15 protein-coding genes and 3 pseudogenes are annotated in these 16110 nt (G+C 41.6%); 5 read left to right on the top strand and 13 right to left on the bottom strand.

Annotated features, from left to right (window positions below):
* Window positions 1-33: 33 nt before the first annotated feature.
* From OU793_RS13440 to OU793_RS13430, 3 genes are read right to left on the bottom strand one after another with little or no spacing between them, the layout of a single operon-like run.
* The gene (locus OU793_RS13440) at window positions 34-1518 is read right to left on the bottom strand and encodes an aldehyde dehydrogenase (RefSeq protein ID WP_063517419.1); all 1485 of its coding nucleotides are present in this window, start codon (window positions 1516-1518) and stop codon (window positions 34-36) included.
* A gap of 35 nt (window positions 1519-1553) precedes the next feature.
* Window positions 1554-2111 carry an HTH-type transcriptional regulator PuuR gene (gene puuR, locus OU793_RS13435; RefSeq protein ID WP_005464588.1) on the bottom strand — a complete coding sequence of 186 codons (558 nt, stop codon included), beginning with the start codon at window positions 2109-2111 and terminating at the stop codon, window positions 1554-1556.
* Window positions 2112-2129: 18 nt separating this feature from the next.
* On the bottom strand, window positions 2130-2876 hold the full coding sequence (locus OU793_RS13430) for a gamma-glutamyl-gamma-aminobutyrate hydrolase family protein (RefSeq protein ID WP_025633231.1): 747 nt from the start codon (window positions 2874-2876) through the stop codon (window positions 2130-2132).
* A 340-nt stretch (window positions 2877-3216) separates the two neighbouring features.
* On the opposite strand from OU793_RS13430, the gene OU793_RS13425 reads away from it, so the two are divergent.
* Complete coding sequence (locus OU793_RS13425; protein ID WP_005464574.1) at window positions 3217-4560, top strand: glutamine synthetase family protein; 1344 nt, start codon at window positions 3217-3219, stop codon at window positions 4558-4560.
* 18 nt (window positions 4561-4578) lie between these two features.
* Window positions 4579-6054 (top strand): Na+/H+ antiporter NhaC family protein, encoded by a 1476-nt coding sequence (locus OU793_RS13420; protein ID WP_180793868.1) that lies wholly within the window; start codon window positions 4579-4581, stop codon window positions 6052-6054.
* Between the two features lie 90 nt (window positions 6055-6144).
* Here the strand turns inward: OU793_RS13420 and OU793_RS13415 are convergent, their stop codons facing one another.
* A complete protein-coding gene (locus OU793_RS13415) occupies window positions 6145-6606 on the bottom strand; it encodes a hypothetical protein (RefSeq protein ID WP_005500350.1) in 462 nt (153 codons plus the stop codon).
* 341 nt (window positions 6607-6947) lie between these two features.
* Here OU793_RS13415 and OU793_RS13410 point away from each other — a divergent pair, with 341 nt between their 5' ends.
* Window positions 6948-7394, top strand: a complete 447-nt coding sequence (locus OU793_RS13410; protein WP_021449154.1) for a DUF3291 domain-containing protein — start codon at window positions 6948-6950, stop codon at window positions 7392-7394.
* Window positions 7395-7508: 114 nt separating this feature from the next.
* Window positions 7509-7754: pseudogene (locus OU793_RS13405) on the top strand (lactoylglutathione lyase); the annotation flags it as partial.
* A gap of 168 nt (window positions 7755-7922) precedes the next feature.
* Here OU793_RS13405 and OU793_RS13400 read toward each other — a convergent pair.
* The 9 genes and pseudogenes from OU793_RS13400 to OU793_RS13345 form a co-directional block, all read right to left on the bottom strand.
* Window positions 7923-8955, bottom strand: a pseudogene (locus OU793_RS13400) (IS481 family transposase).
* Window positions 8956-9268: 313 nt separating this feature from the next.
* Window positions 9269-9703 (bottom strand): annotated as a pseudogene (locus tag OU793_RS13395) (GNAT family N-acetyltransferase).
* Between the two features lie 178 nt (window positions 9704-9881).
* On the bottom strand, window positions 9882-10292 hold the full coding sequence (locus OU793_RS13390) for a hypothetical protein (RefSeq protein WP_024701711.1): 411 nt from the start codon (window positions 10290-10292) through the stop codon (window positions 9882-9884).
* 196 nt (window positions 10293-10488) lie between these two features.
* The gene (locus OU793_RS13385) at window positions 10489-10944 is read right to left on the bottom strand and encodes a hypothetical protein (protein WP_236578037.1); all 456 of its coding nucleotides are present in this window, start codon (window positions 10942-10944) and stop codon (window positions 10489-10491) included.
* Window positions 10945-10971: 27 nt separating this feature from the next.
* A complete protein-coding gene (locus OU793_RS13380; RefSeq protein WP_236578036.1) occupies window positions 10972-11262 on the bottom strand; it encodes a hypothetical protein in 291 nt (96 codons plus the stop codon).
* 259 nt (window positions 11263-11521) lie between these two features.
* On the bottom strand, window positions 11522-12295 hold the full coding sequence (locus OU793_RS13370) for a nuclease-related domain-containing protein (protein WP_031809560.1): 774 nt from the start codon (window positions 12293-12295) through the stop codon (window positions 11522-11524).
* A gap of 136 nt (window positions 12296-12431) precedes the next feature.
* Window positions 12432-12689 (bottom strand): hypothetical protein, encoded by a 258-nt coding sequence (locus tag OU793_RS13365; protein WP_159404094.1) that lies wholly within the window; start codon window positions 12687-12689, stop codon window positions 12432-12434.
* A gap of 231 nt (window positions 12690-12920) precedes the next feature.
* Complete coding sequence (locus OU793_RS13355; protein ID WP_029845369.1) at window positions 12921-14759, bottom strand: hypothetical protein; 1839 nt, start codon at window positions 14757-14759, stop codon at window positions 12921-12923.
* A 614-nt stretch (window positions 14760-15373) separates the two neighbouring features.
* Window positions 15374-15760 carry an NUDIX hydrolase gene (locus OU793_RS13345; RefSeq protein ID WP_031809563.1) on the bottom strand — a complete coding sequence of 129 codons (387 nt, stop codon included), beginning with the start codon at window positions 15758-15760 and terminating at the stop codon, window positions 15374-15376.
* A 245-nt stretch (window positions 15761-16005) separates the two neighbouring features.
* Between OU793_RS13345 and OU793_RS13335 the strand changes: the two genes are divergently transcribed.
* Window positions 16006-16110: helix-turn-helix domain-containing protein (locus OU793_RS13335; protein ID WP_274647783.1), on the top strand; the 105-nt coding region annotated here is incomplete at its 3' end.

Here is a 16110-nt window from a genome sequence, read left to right as displayed (position 1 = left end):
CTATTCCTTTATTTATCGTAATCGTCAGCAGGCTTAAGGATGTAGGCGAATCCAAGTGGTTTTGGTTTCGGTGAATTTTTCAATCGCGTGGAGAGACTTGTCTCGACCATTTCCGCTCATTTTGAATCCGCCAAATGGGACCGTCATGTCACCTTCGTTGTAGTTGTTGACCCAAACCGAGCCGGCTTGCAGTCGTTTTGCTACGCGATGAACGCGGTTGATATTGCTACTCCAAAGTGCGGCACCTAGGCCGTACTTCGAATCGTTAGCGATCTCAATTGCTTGCGCTTCATCTTTGAATGGAATGACACACAGCACCGGACCAAAAATTTCCTCTTGGGCGACACGCATCTTGTTGTCGACGTTGTCTAAAATGGTTGGGGAGACAAATGCGCCCTGCCCATCGACATCGCCGCCACAACGTACGTTTGCACCTTCTGATTCACCTAACGAGATGTATTCCAACACTTTTGATTTATGATCTTGGTCGATAAGCGCGCCCATGGATGAACTTGGGTCCATTGGGTCTTTTGGCGTGAACGCTTTCGACGCTTGAATAACTTTTTCTATGAACTGATCTTTGATGCTTTCGTGAACAAGCAAGCGGGTTGCCGCGACGCACACCTCACCTTGATTGTAGAAACACCCTGCAGCGGTTTCTGCTGCTGCGCGGTCTAAATCATCACAATCTTCAAACACGATGTTCGCGTTCTTGCCGCCCGCTTCTGCAAACACGCGCTTTAGATTGCTCTCACCCGAGCTGACCATCAGTTGACCTGCAATACGCGTCGAGCCTGTGAAGGCGATGCAGTCTACGTCTTGGTGTTTCGCCAGCGCCTCGCCAGCTTCATGGCCAAAACCCGTCACGACTTGGAAAACGCCTGTTGGCAAGCCCGCTTGAGATGCAAGCTGGCCTAAGAAGATAGCGGTCAGTGATGACTTCTCTGAGGGTTTTAAGATCACGCTGTTACCAGCCGCTAAAGCAGGGCCAAGCTTCCAACACGCGAGCCAAAGTGGGAAGTTCCACGGCACAACCGCGGCAACCACACCAATTGGCTGATGAGAAATAAAAGCGTGTACGTCTTTTTCTGTTGGGGCAACTTCACCGTACACTTTGTCGATCGCTTCGGCGTACCAGCGCAAAGAACTCGCCGCGCCAGGAATGTCGGTAGAGAAGCTGTGAGAGATAGGTTTACCAGTATCAAGAGTTTCTAGCAGAGCTAACTCTTCTTGGTGTTGATCAATCAGGTCAGCAAAATGCTTAAGTACTGCCTTGCGATGAGCTGGGCTGCTCTCGCTCCACTGACCTGATTGGAATGCTTGACGAGCGTACGATACGGCAAGGTTGACATCTTCACTCTGACAACGGGCGATCTCAGTAAATATCTCGTCTGTTGCTGGGTTAACTACCGGGATGGTTTGCCCTGTTAAAGCGGCACTGTATTCACCGTTAATGTACGCCCTGTTTTCGATGTTTAGATTGTTTTTTAGCTCAATCCATTGCTCTTGGGTTTTCATACGCTCTCCTTGTGATCACACAAGGCAAGCCCCCACTAAAATGTGGTTGGCGTATGCGCACTTATCAATCGACAAGCCTTGTCTGTGTGATTCGTAAATCGATGTGGCTTCGTCGTATCAATAATGTACGACTCGCCGGCTGTGAGGACGTAGGAGTGGCCTTTGTACTCTAGAGTGATTTCTCCCTCTAAAATCGTGCCGACCTCTTCGCCTTCGTGTCTGATTTCCGCCGCACCTGTTGTTCCATGTGGTGCGTATTCTTCGATCAAGAATCCAATAACTTGATCTTTGTCGCCATTCGTCACTAGTTTCATGGATACCGTCTCGCTCCCAATTTCCACGAGGTCTGACGGTTTGAAGACCACTTTCACTTCATCATTCGAAGATTGTTCAAAAATGAAAAACTCCGACAGTGATAAAGAAAAGACATTGACGATTTTTTGTAGTGAGCTGACCGACGGGCTCACTTTGCCATTTTCAATGGACGAGATTGCACTGTGGGTAATACCAGCGCGTTCGGCTAATTCCCTTTGTGACAATCCATGTTTTTTACGTAACTGAACAATATTTTTACCAATCTCATGATTGTCCATTCATGCAGCTCCAAACGTTTAACGAGAGGCTGCCATCATAAATTCATTGAATAAAATTTGAGAGAAATGATTGTTTTTTGCTTTCCATTCTGGGTGCCACTGCACGCCAACGAAAAATTTTTGTTGCGGAAGACTAAATGCTTCTACTAGGCCATCCGGGGCTTTAGCTTCAACTTGCAGTTGAGGGGCAAGCTGATCGACGCCTTGATTGTGCAGCGTGTTCACTTCAAAAAAGGTGGTATTTTCCCAGTGATTTTGTACCAACCATTGTTCAAACAAACTCTGCTTTTGCACTAATACCGCATGAGCGGGCGCGTATTTTTGTTCGAAATCTTCAACAGTCGCTTCGCGATGATCATTAAAGCCTGAGTCGTGAACGGCTGGGTTTAATGAGCCGCCTAGTGCAACATTCATCTCTTGGAAACCGCGACAGATACCAAGGCACGGAATGTTTTGGTCTACCGCGTGACGAATTAATGTCAGTGATAGTTCATCACGCGCTTCATCTTTATGGCTTTCTTCGTGTGTTGCATTGTATCGATACGGAGCAACATTCGAATGACTACCAGGAAATAGGAAGCCATCACACATGTCTAATATGGTGGCTACGTCGTCTCCCGACATTTCTGGAGCTAACATAATCGGTAGCCCTCCAAAATCCTTAACGGCGCGTAAGTAAAAGTCGTTGACCGCTTGTATCTGATAGCCACCTAACTCTTTAGTGCAGCTAACCACACCAATGATGGGTTTGCGTGTTCCTGACATGATATTTCCGTGTTCGATTTATTTAACATTTACCCTACAAACCATGTACAAAATTATCAACACGGATATTCGTTATTATCGTCACAACGTGATCTAACGCACTATTTAGGCCACTAAATTGAATATTTATGCTCATTATATTGAACAAAACAAAACCAACTGTTACAAAATAGTTAACAGAAAGACATAAAAACCAGCCGTTAAACACCAAAAGCACAGTATAAGTGCATGTTTAAATTAAAAATAACCTGAAAAACAAACGATTTAATTAAAGCACTGTAATTTATTTGTTAATTTGGTTATTTCTAATTTCTACTCGTCAGGCTATTTGGAGAAGAAAATGGAATCGTATCTACAGGAAGTACAAAATTTTAAACAAAAATGGCCCGATATAGAATTTATCGACCTTATCTTTACCGATATCAATGCCACTCCAAGAGGAAAGCGCATCCCGATAGACGCACTAGAGAAGCTTGATAAAGGGGTAGCACTCCCCCTCTCGACCATCACCCTCGATACTAAAGGTAACGTCGTTGAAACTGCGGGGTTGGGCGAAGATCTCGGAGAGCCAGATCACCTCTGTTACCCAATCAGTGGTACTTTGATGCCAACGGCAAAGGAACAAGTTGGCCAACTACTGCTTAGTATGATGGATGAAACCGGGCAACACCCTAACCCACTGTTCATCCGCAACATTCTCGCGTCTATGTTGCAAACGCTGCATGCCAAAGATCAGTACCCATGTGTCGCGCTAGAGTTAGAATTCTATTTAATCGACAAAACTCGTGGGGAAAATGGCGAACCATTAACGGCAATTAATCCAACGAAGAAAACACGAGAAAAAGACACCGAGGTTTACGACCTTGATGGATTAGATGACTACGCGGATTTCTTGACCGATCTTAATCGAATCGCATTAGAACAAGGGTTGAATACGTCCGGCGCTCTTTCTGAGTCTGCACCGGGACAGTTTGAAATCAACTTCAACCATTCCAAAGATGTACTGCGAGCGTGTGATGAAATCATCATTGCAAAACGTTTGATTCGCCAAGTGGCTCACCAGCACGGGTTTGATGCGACATTTATGGCGAAGCCATTTGGTGAACAAGCGGGTAATGGCATGCACATTCACCTCAGCTTGGTTGATAAAGATGGTAACAACCACTTTAGTCAAACCGATGGTCAACCTAGCCCCTTCTTCTATCAAACCATGGCAGCCATGTTGTCACAAACCTCCGATGCCATGGGTTTGATTTGTCCGAACGTTAACTCCTTCCGCCGCTTTTTACCGGGTGCATATGTGCCAACAAAAGCTGACTGGGGAGAAAACCACCGAGGCGTGGCGCTGCGTGTGCCGATTAGCGACAGTAAAAACCGTCGTATTGAGCATCGTATCGCTGGCGCTGACGTTAACCCTTACATTCTCGCTGCAGTAGTACTTTCCGCAGTATTAGCGAGTGATAACTACACCAAAGACCAATGTCCGCCAACCTTAAGTGACGATGCTGTTGAACTGCCGCTGCGTATGTCAGAAGCGCTAGAGCGACTGGAGCACAGCGAGTTAGCTCAATACATCTCACAAGACTTTATTGACTTGTATCTAGCTTGCAAGCGGAGTGAACTCGCAGAATTTGAGCGAGCGATTACTCCATTGGAAATCGACTGGATGTTGCACTCGGCATAAACAAAGGAAATGCACTTTATGACAACGCAAACCAAGGCGCTGGATGCGCCGCTTAAAATCAATACTCAACATATTATTGTTTCTTTAATCTCAGTTGCGACGTTTATCTTTTTTACCACAATCGGATTAAATCATGAGGAAGGCGAAGCCTACGGATGGATGAGTCTTCTGCCAACCGCGTTGGTTTTGGTCTTTGCCCTCACGACACACCGAACTGTGGAAGCCCTTTTTAGTGGCGCAATTGCTGGGGTACTTTTGCTCAATCCAACCGAAGCGGTCGAGCAAATTGTCGATATTTCGATGAGTGTGATGATGGATGAAACCATCGCATGGATCATCCTCGTATGTGGTTTGATGGGCGGTCTAATTGCCGTGTTGGAGAAAGGCGGCAGTATTTTGAGCTTCTCCGATATGCTTGTCACCAAGGTCAAAAGCCGCAAGCAATCGATGTTGATGACATTTGCTCTGGGTATCCTGATCTTTATTGATGACTACTTAAACGCAATTGCGATTTCATCATCAATGAAAAAAGTCACTGACGGCTACAAGATCTCTCGTGAAAAGCTCTCTTATCTAGTGGATTCAACCGCAGCGCCTATCTGTATTCTGGTGCCAATTTCAACTTGGGCCATCTTCTTTAGCTCACTGCTAGAAGCAAACAGCGTCGCTGAAGCAGGCCAAGGTATTCAGACGTACATGCAAGCAATTCCTTACATGGCTTACGGCTGGGTAACCTTGGTCATTGTTTTACTCGTTGCGATGGAAAAAATCCCTGACCTCGGCGCAATGAAAAAAGCAGAAGAGCGTGCGAAGAATGGTCAAGTTCGTCCAGACGGCGCAACCGATGTGGACTTTGGTTCTGAAGTTTCTGCGCACACCAATCCGACAATGGGTCTGATCAACTTCCTTTTACCGATGATCGTCCTCGTTGCTGCCAGCTGGTACTTTGGTATCGACCTACTGGCGGGGGTTTTCGTCGCGCTGATCTTCACCATTAGCTTCTACGGCGCACAAAAACTGATTTCAATGAACGATATGTTCGAGGCTGTTTATGATGGCATTAAAGTCATGCTACTACCGCTTGCAACCGTAATTGGTGGCTTCATGCTGAAATCCGTCAATGACTCGCTAGGTGTCACGCAATACGTGATTGAGACCGTAAGCCCTTACTTATCGGCGTCTTACTTCCCTGCGATTATCTTTATGATTACTGGTGCGTTGGTCTTTGCTACTGCATCTTCTTGGGGAACATTCGCGGTAGCGATGCCAATAGTTCTGCCTTTGGGTGAACAGCTTGGCGTGCCACTACACTTAACCGTTGCGGCTCTACTTTCGGCATCAGCGGCCGGTAGCCACTCTTGTTTCTTTAGTGACTCTACCGTGTTGTCTGCACAAGGCTCTGGTTGTACGTCCATGCAACACGCGACAACACAGTTCCCTTATGCACTGATTGGTATTGTTGCAACCGCGATTTTCTTCTTCATCATCGGTTAAGATTAGCCCTAAAAGCAAAGCCCTGCTCACCAATGAGCAGGGCTTTTTAGTTTGGCGAAACATCCGAAGCGGAAACAGGCAGAATCTCAACTAAACCTGCACCGCTTTAATATGCTTGATGATACTGGCGTAAAGTAAGGCATACCAAACGATGAATGGCAGAACATCGACGGACGAGCTCACCACAATGCCATCCTCAGGCATCACAGTCATGTAGTAGGCAAGCAAAAATACAGATATCGGAATCAATAACGTACAAAACCGCACTGACACAACAAAGCTAATACTAAAGTAACGCCCAAGGAAATCCGTACCATGTTCGGAACCATTGGCCTTATACGCCCAGTACGTACCAAACAAGACAATCAGAATATAAGACACAGATTCGACAGCATCCCATACATTTTGTGGTTCGAGTGGCGAGATGGAAATAAGCTCAATACCAATAGTCACAAACGCTATGCTTAAAAACATATACAAGAACTTATCTTTTTCCGACAGTTTGTTGGCTCGAATATCGTTCTTCAGACTTTGTACATCCCAAAAATACATAGCGACTCCTTTAAGTATTGCTCGTCTTGAACTGAACACGCCGAGTGATACTTGCGCAATTAATTCATAGTAACTCGAAATATAAATTAAAAATCAAATAGATAGTCAAATCGACTAAAAATACTCTCGCACAAATGGGATGGTTTGTCTCTAAGAAATCTCTCGTTATCGGTACCGTCTTTAACTCAACAAGACCAATGTACCAAACCGATTTTTACAACGTAATTGGCAGTCAAAATCACTAACTTTCTAATTTATCTTTGAAGGCATAAGCAATACATTGCATTATAAGAAGCCGCTTACCGCTATTGCACTAACTTACCGACCAAGGAGGGTCTGAAATGAAATTAGCACAGTTAAATATTGCGCTTGCCAAATATCCTCTGGATGCACCTGAAATTAGAGAATTTGTAGACAATTTAGACTTAGTTAATGGTATTGCTGAAGAGAGTGAAGGCTTTGTTTGGCGTTTAAAAGACGACTCCGGTGATGCCACCAGCATTAAATTGTTTGAAGACCCAAACATGATTGTAAACATGTCTGTCTGGGAAAGTACTGACGCACTCAAAAACTTTATGTTCCGTACTGACCATAGAGATTTCATGCGCCGAAAAAGCGAATGGTTTCATCGATTAACAGAAGATAGCTATGTTCTATGGTGGGTTGAAGATGGCCATATACCAACACCACAAGAAGCTTTATTCCGCCTTCAACATTTGCGCGATAACGGAGATACGCCCTTTGCTTTCACATTTAAAACTAACTTTACAGAAGCAGATCTTACGTGAGCTATGCGCTGGTTAAATCGCTAAGTTGTATAAAGCACCGATATGACATGCCTCACCCCATCATTGGAGTTGTGCACTTCAAGGGAAATTGTAACTGACTCTAAAGGATAAAGAGTGATAGATCATTTTGAAATTAAGGTAGCAGCATTCGAAGAATGTCGTGCATTTTACATGAATGCGCTGGAGCCATTAGGCATTGAACTCAAATGGTCAGATGAAAATGCTGCTGGTTTCGGGCTTTCGAGCGAGCCAAATGTAAGATTTCTCATTGAAAAAGGTGTCAGTAATTCAACATGCCACATCGCTTTTTCTGCATTAGACAAACGACAAGTTACAGCATTTCACGAAGCGGGTTTGAGTTCGGAGGTTGCATTGCTTACACCATAACAAGACATTGCTTGCTAGTGTAAGATTTTATCAAAAAGGACTTTATGAAATTATCTGAGTTACAAAGCTATGTTCCTTTTAACTGTACTAATTCAGACCTGATCTGACAGTTACCCACTTTTTGACTCGGTGCCTGTCAGATTATATCTGGGCTAGATTCTTTTCAGCCCAGATTGATTTCGCATCCTCTAATGTTTCTATCGGCGTTCTGCCGCAACACATTTTTCCTTGATGAGTACGATGATTGTTGTAGTAGTCCATCCATTCGTCCAGATCTTTCTGTAGCTCTTCCATCGACCCATACAGTTTCTTTCTGAATGTTACTTGGTAGAACTCATTCAATATGGTCTTGTGGAAGCGCTCTCAGATGCCTTTTGTCTGTGGCGACATCGCTTTAGTTTTCGTGTGGTCTATATCATTTATGGCTAGATAGAGTTGATAGTCGTGCTGTTCAACGCGGCCACAGTATTCAGTACCTCGGTCGATTAAGATTCTGAGCATAGGTAGCGCATGAGCCTCGAAGAACGGTAGGACTTTGTCATTGAGCATATCTGCTGCCGTGATTGGTGTTTTGGTTGTGTAGAGCTTAGCGAAAGCCACTTTGTTATAGGTATCAACGAACGTCTGCTGATAGATGCGTCCAACACCCTTAAGGTTGCCGACATAAAACGTGTCCTGAGAGCCTAGATAACCTGGATGGGCTGTTTCTATTTCACCGCAAGCTTCATCATCGTGCTTCTTACGTTCAAGAGCAGCAACTTGCTCGTGCGTTAGAATGATACCGTTTTCAGCTACCTGTTTTTCTAAGGCGCTTTTTGAAGTTTTCTAGGTCATGACGCAACCAGGTTGAACACACGCCACTTGGAGAAATAAATACACCTAGCTTACGCAGCTCATTGCTTGTCCGAACTTGCCCATGAGCAAGAAAATCAATGGCGTACTTGAGAACGGCTTGCTCTGTTTCACTATCTACTCGGTTCTTCAAGTTTGGTGTTCTTCTGCTTTGATTAATCAGAGCATCAATGCCACCAGTTTCAACCAATCCTTGATAGCGATAAAAAGTGTCTCGTGAGACCCCCATAACCTTGCAGGCTCTAGATACATTGCCAAGCTCTTCTGCAAGATTGAGAAGACCAGCTTTGTGTTTGATGATTGGATTGCTAGTATGAAGCATGGGAGTTACCTCTTATTGTCTTTGATTACAGATTCAGCACCGTTAATCAAAGTGGGTAACTCTCTTCTTTTCAAATTGAAGTGTCAGATCTAGTCGGAACTGAAGACTAAAAATTAAAATACGGAAACAAGCCCAAGAACATACGAACATTAGCCCTAAACATTATGCTTTAGCTGCGCTTTTCTCGTTGGCAACTAACGCCGCGTTAAGTGGTGAACAACGCGACCACGTTAACTAAACCATTGTGCCATAAACACTAAAGCCGATTCGAATTGAGAGTGCCAAGCGTTGTGAATCCGTCTGGAACGCTTTGTTATAAGCGTGGTTTGAGCATATGCACGAACTGTTCATCTTGCCTTGTTACCTCAAAGCCAAACTTTTTATATAGTTGCCCTACTCGATTACCTTGCAAATAACAAAGCTGAATTGGCAGTGATTTTTCATTAGCAAATTAAATTACAGTTTTCAAAACTTGACTACCAATACCTTTACCTTGGCAGGATGGCAATAAGAAAAAGCGACAAAAATACAAGTGCTCAGGATGGGCCTGCACTAGGTAACTACCAACAGGTACTCCTTCAATTTCTATGATGGTTGGTTTCGCTTCATTCCACTCATTGCGATGAATTGCTTTTTGTACGTTTTCGTCCCAACCAAAAACGGCTTTTACTGGTTCATATTCGGCAGCCTTCTTTAGCTCAAATAGGAACTCGTAGTCTTCATCTATGGCTTCACGAACTTCAAACACTTATATCTCCAAATTCAACTGTATCTTGAAAGCTTATAACGCCACATTAAGGTGTGAGCAACGCTACCACGAAACTCAACCAAACCACCGTAAACACAAAACCCAACGATGGAATGAAAAATGCCAAGCGTTGGGAATCAATCTTAAATGCTTTGTTACATGCGCACCAACGATGCCCCTATGGCTCACCTCCAACACCAACATATAGACTAATCATTTCATGTAACACCGAATTTTTACTATATTCCCGTGTTCCAGATACCTCTATACTCGAGAATTTTGAATCAACCACAAGTTCAAGTTTTTCACTATCATAGAACCATATTGAAAAAAAGTCTGGGCTAACTGTTAATTGATGTTTATCTTTAATACCATCTAGTATTAAACCAACTCGTAACTTTAGCTTATCTAAATTTAACTTTTCTGATTGATAATTAACCACATAGTTATTCATTAGACAATATTTATTTTCAAATATTAACTGGTCTCCATCACTAAAAGTGTAATAGTGCCTTATTACTTTCTCATCACTATCTGTATCAATCCCCTCATAGACATAAAATGCAGAAGAGCCTTTGATCAATGGCATGAAAGAGATTTCATCACAGGCACTTGAATAAAATGGACTTAAAGCCAAGCAAAAGATCAGTATGCAATTGGATACCCTCATCAATCAAACCTCGTGATTTTTTTTGCATTAGGGACAACTTCTATATGCCAACATTTATTTGACTTTCCTGTTTCATCAATGAACTTATTGATATATCCGTCTTCTGTTAATGCTTTCAAAACAGCAGTAATTTTTTTAACAGAAAAAACTCACTATTAGCTGCTCTTGTAGAATTAACACCGATATCAATAACATTGTATTTCTTATAGTCCTCAACAGTTGTACAATGCTTTGAAACCTTTTTACCATCTCTAGCTAATAGTTCTATTTTTTCTTTCATTAGTCTTATAACTTCATGTTTATCTTTTTTTGAATTACTACTATAAACATCAAGAACAGCGTCGCCATTTTTACCATACAGCTGTTTTTGTTTTTTCAAATCAATTCTAGCGTTTCTATACATTATGGACGCTTGCTCTTCAGGAAATCTTAATGTACTAGATATTACCGCACACTTCATTCCAGCTTGTGCTAACGCTAACCTAATAACATTAATAGAATAACTACTTACTAATCTTTTATCGCTAGGGAGTGATGATTTATAGCTAACAGAATAGTCTGTAGTTGACAACTTATTCCTTGACTCTATTTCAACATTTTAATTGCGTACAATTAATGAACTACTAAGTTTTTCCTTTTCTTCTTTAGGCACATACATTAATAGCTCGCGAAAAGTTCTTCCATTCGGATCAACTCTACCATCAGGCTTCCAACCTGGCATTATAGTTCTTTGATAAGAAAATATTGCTCCGATTGTCTTTGAACCACACAAACCATCGGTTATTAGCTTTTCTGCTTTAGCTTGACTGTTTAGCAAAATCTGAACAATTTTTACATCTTTTTTCTTATTAACTCCACCAGCACCAACTGAACTCTCGATCACTACCATCAACAAATCCCCATAAACTTAAAATAGCAATTATGTTATTCAGGCATTTCCAATCTTCAACAGGAGTCAATCAACATTCGACAGACTTCTAGAAATATCTATAGTAAATGTAATTAACAAACTAGCCACTATTATCAAGCATGTAACGCCCTGCTAAGGGCTGAGCAATGCAATACTGAAGCCGCCGCAAACCACCTTAATCACTAATTCAACGCATAGTAAAAATGCCACGCGTTGCGAATCACTCTTAAACAGTTTGTTAGTTGAATTGTTTCACCGCTCTACACTTGGGAAAAGTTGAACAACCCCAAAACTGTTTACCTATATTTTCACCACGATTGGTTTCACGCAACACCATTTCAGAGCCGCAACGGGGGCACTGATTTGAGCTAGCTTTGGATGTGACAACTTCTTTGACATGTTTACGATGCTTTAAATCCGTAATAACTCCACGCTTTAACTTTATCTGGTTTATAGACTCAGTTAACCGAGCATAATCATTGTCAGAGAACACTACATCGTTAAATTGCTGAATGTATCGAATACTTCCTCGAGCATAGGTAACGTTTGGAGGCATTTCGGTTTTAAAGGTGCTATCGCCGATGAAAACAATAACTGAATGCAAGTGCTCTTCACTGCAACCTAGCAAGGTTTCCAGAGCTTTTATGTGCTTGTAATTCTGATGCAGTGGGTTTTGAAATTTAGAGGAATGACGGTAAATCTTTTGTGTCCACTGCTTCTGGCGAGCCGAGCCAAATATCCAACCTTTCATATTCTTAGTTTCAACGACAAAGATGCCATATTTAGAAACCACAATATGGTCGACTTGAGTTGTACCATCGCTAGTCGGCAACGTTACGTCTTTTATTAGCGTGTAATCAGACTCTGGTAATTTGGACAAAAGACGGTTCACGAGAAACTCACCGAATACACCTTTTAGCCACCTACTTTTGAAAACGCTAACAATGAGTAATAAAGGCACTAGATACCAGACTTGCGCAAACACATTAAGAAATGCTTCAAAAATATTCACGGATTTTCCCTATTCAACTAACGCCGCATTAAGGGGTGAACAACGCAGCCGCCCAACCTAACCCATTGTGCCGTAAACACTAAAGCCGATTCAAACCAAAACTGCCAAGCGTTGTGAATCCCTCTTGAATGCTTTGTTAGTTGCCAAGCCTAACGCTTTGATTTGAAATTAATTGTAGCTTTGCCAACACGAACTTTACGTGTTTTGAAAAACTTAAATCAGGCGCAGTTTCAAAGCGCCTGTCACTGAAACCACTTGGAACAAACAGCGCCGTAGAATGCCGTCTAACAACACCAAAAAGCTCATTTGAAAAGACAATGCCACAAAGCTGACTTTCAACAAGTAAATCGGCTTCTGAAACGGCAAACCAAACTAGGAAAAGATCGATGCTCAATTCCCCGAGCCAAGATCCCGAAGTTCTAAGTGCAGTATCGATCAAAGCACACGAACGATTAGACCTAAACATTCTGTTTTAGCTGCGATTTTCTCGTTGGCAACTAACGCCCGCTTAAGGGGCAGACAACACTACTACCGAGCTGCCGCATAATACCGTAATCACAAAAGCCAACGCATAGTAAAAATGCCACGCGTTGGCTGTCCCTCTTGAAGCGTTTGTTAGATAAAATCATTCTTCGGTATTTTCAAGCCCTTTAAGACGTGAAATTTCTTTTCTTAAGTTTTCATTTTCTGATCTCAAGACTTCTGACTCTGATTTAAGCTGATGTATTTGAAGATCTTTTTTATCAACGCCCCCCTTAATATCTAACAACACTTCAAGCTCATCCTTATAAGGCATAATAGGCTGGTATAACTGATAAAATGCTCGGCCTATTGCCCCCCTGAAAAGCTCCAATTTTGGTTGATGTGAACCGCAAGATAGAATATGTGGTGTAGCAATTCCTGGATATGGATCAATATATACTATTTTTGACATTCCTAATTGATATGCTTTTTTAGCACAAAGTTCACATGGACTAGCTGTCGTAAATAGTATACCGCCATTAACACCTTGACCACCATGCTTTGAAATTTGCAAAAAAGCATTTTCTTCTGCATGCAAAGACCTCGTATGCACTTGGTTTTTCTTTTGCTCCACCTGATTCTGTAAATCTTTAAAACAAAATGCTAGATTTCTCCCATCCAAATGCTTATATCTACGAACCTGATCAAACTTATTTTTTAATACAGTTCTAAATTCTTTATCATTTTTTTCATACTTACTATAAGCACTTTCATCAAACCCATTTAATAAATCTTCGGCACTTCTTAATAGACATGGGACCTGGCCTTGAGCTGTATTGTTCCAACCAACAGCTTTAACAGAATACCCATTATCGGTCACAACTGCACCAACTTGCCTAGATATACAACCCGAATTTTGTTTTACACTATAAGCTAGTTGCATACAGCTTTCAGTTGAAGTAGGCATAACTAACCCTGGATGTAACATCAATGCGACATACCACGCAAGTTGTGCTCTTAACTCACTATGACCAAACTGATTTTCTCTAGGATTATTTATATGAATGTCAGCTAGCTCTATACATTTTTGTATATTTTGAGAAATATATTTTTGATAACCAACCAATTTCTCTGGATATTCTTTTGTATCTAATTCCTTAATTTGTACAGAAGTAAATTTATGGCTTTCCATGAGATGTTTCAATCTGTTTTCATTACTAGTATTTACAGACATCAAATAAAAACCAGAATATCTATCCCTTAGATATACAGCTTCATATGGATTACGAATTGCATCTATAACGATATAGCATGGCCTATTATTAATCTTACAAAAGTATCGTGCAGATTTAATGATTGAATTAATCAATGATGGGAATGAAAATATAAAATCCTCATTAAATTCTTTACAATTGGCTAAACCTGAAGAGCGAATATTGTCACCGACCAACTGATACAACTTTGTATACGCACCCGGTTTAATTTTAGTTATTTCATCCTTAAGTTCATTAGATAGTACAGGCAGCCAATTAAAAAATATCTTGTAGCATTCCTCTTTTTTCTTATTTAAACTATCAACAGTATTTTCCTCACTCATGAAATATCCGTTGACTCTATGATGCGCATTCTCATATTTCTCACGAAAATTAGACATAATTTGGGAAACTTCTGGCAGTGGAGTATCTAGTGTTTCACTCAATAATACACAAAACTCAGAAAAATTCAGTCTCAAAATATAGCCAGTTATTACTGTTCTAACTTGAAGCCATAAAAATGGCTTCCTGTTTTTTTCTATATACTTCTTAACAATTCTATATTTTCTTTGCTCATTTCCAGAAAAGTGTGACTGTCCTGGGTCGGGTAAATCTAGACTTTTAGCAGATAGAATTTCAGCGGATGTAGAACATCCAGATCCAGTCCTACCTGTCAAACCAATAATAAGAAAATCACTAATTTCTTCAAAGATTTTATCTATAGCCAATGACTCTTTTTTTCTTTCCATTACATTCTCTCTTATTTATTTTGTCTAACGCCCTGTTAAGGGGTGAGCAACGCAATACCGAAGCCGCCGCAAACCACCTTAAACACTAAAATCAACGCATAGTAAAAATGCCACGCGTTGCGAATCCCTCTTGAACAGTTTGTTAACTGAGCGCCCTTCAGTTTTCGCCGAGCTTACAGCCACTGTAGCCAAAGCTGGTTTCACTAATTAATGATTAGTAAAGCTAACTCAAATATGTGTTTAACCAAAAGATTACAGTTTATCTTTAGTTTGAAATGTGTCTCACAACACCATACTTCGGCGATGTAAGTTCGCCGAACTAATCGCGAATGCCTTATATTATTAGAAGGCTTTGTGCCGCCTTTCACATCAGTAAACTTAAGTACCAAATTTAAATTAGTCGCATTAGCTAAATTAAGGAAACCAACCGAACACGCTAGACCTCTGGACCTAGAAACCGTATCAATGTGCTTTCGTATTTTCTGCGCCAGTTAACGCCGCGTTAAGGGGTGAACAACGCGGTGCCACCCAGCTTAAATCATTGTGCCATAAACACAAAAGCTAAACTTTGAACCAAAACTGCCAAGCGTTGAGAATCCCTCTTAAACGCTTTGTTATGTGTATAATCCTAAATGCTTTTCGATGAAGGCTAAGTCAGCCTCAAAGAAGTCACCACGAGGAATATCGGTAGGAATAAACCAGTAGAAAGTCTGCTTCCGTTCTGGGTCTACGGCTGTTGGCTCTTGGTTCGGTAGAGCCTCTAAAACTACATAACTTATTTCACCACCATAGCAATTTTGAGCAGTGTGATTACCTAGAACCTTAAGGCCATTTAAACCTGTTTCTTCCCATAGTTCCCGTATAGCGGCTTGCTCACCACTTTCATCAGAATCAACCGAACCGCCCGGAAATTCAAAAACCATACCTTTACCACGTCGGTAGCGGTTCTGAATAAGAACTTTACCTTGTTTTACCACTACAGCCATTGATAGATCTTTCAAACTGAACGCCTTTCCAAGCGGATACACATAACGCCCTGTTAAGGGGTGAGCAACGCAATACTCAAGCCGCCGCATACCACCTTAAACACTAAAACCAACGCATAGTGAAAATGCCACGCGTTACGAATCCCTCTTAAACAGATTGTTAGGCTCCTTGGATTCAAGTACGAAGTGCGACACCTCTGAACATAAAAACAGTGAAATGCGATAATCATGAAGTTTGCTCCCGCCAAGAAGTAAAAAACATGAGATACACGCACCTCACTGAGAACGAAAGGTATATGATTTCTGCGCTCAGAAAGCAAGGGATTAGTACCGCTAAAATAGCTAAACAACTGGGGCGTCACAAA

It is taken from the genome of Vibrio sp. VP6, assembly GCF_028823755.1.
Taxonomy (GTDB): domain Bacteria; phylum Pseudomonadota; class Gammaproteobacteria; order Enterobacterales; family Vibrionaceae; genus Vibrio; species Vibrio parahaemolyticus.
Note: the sequence above shows the minus strand (reverse complement) of the source record. Positions and strands in the feature narration are given on the sequence as shown.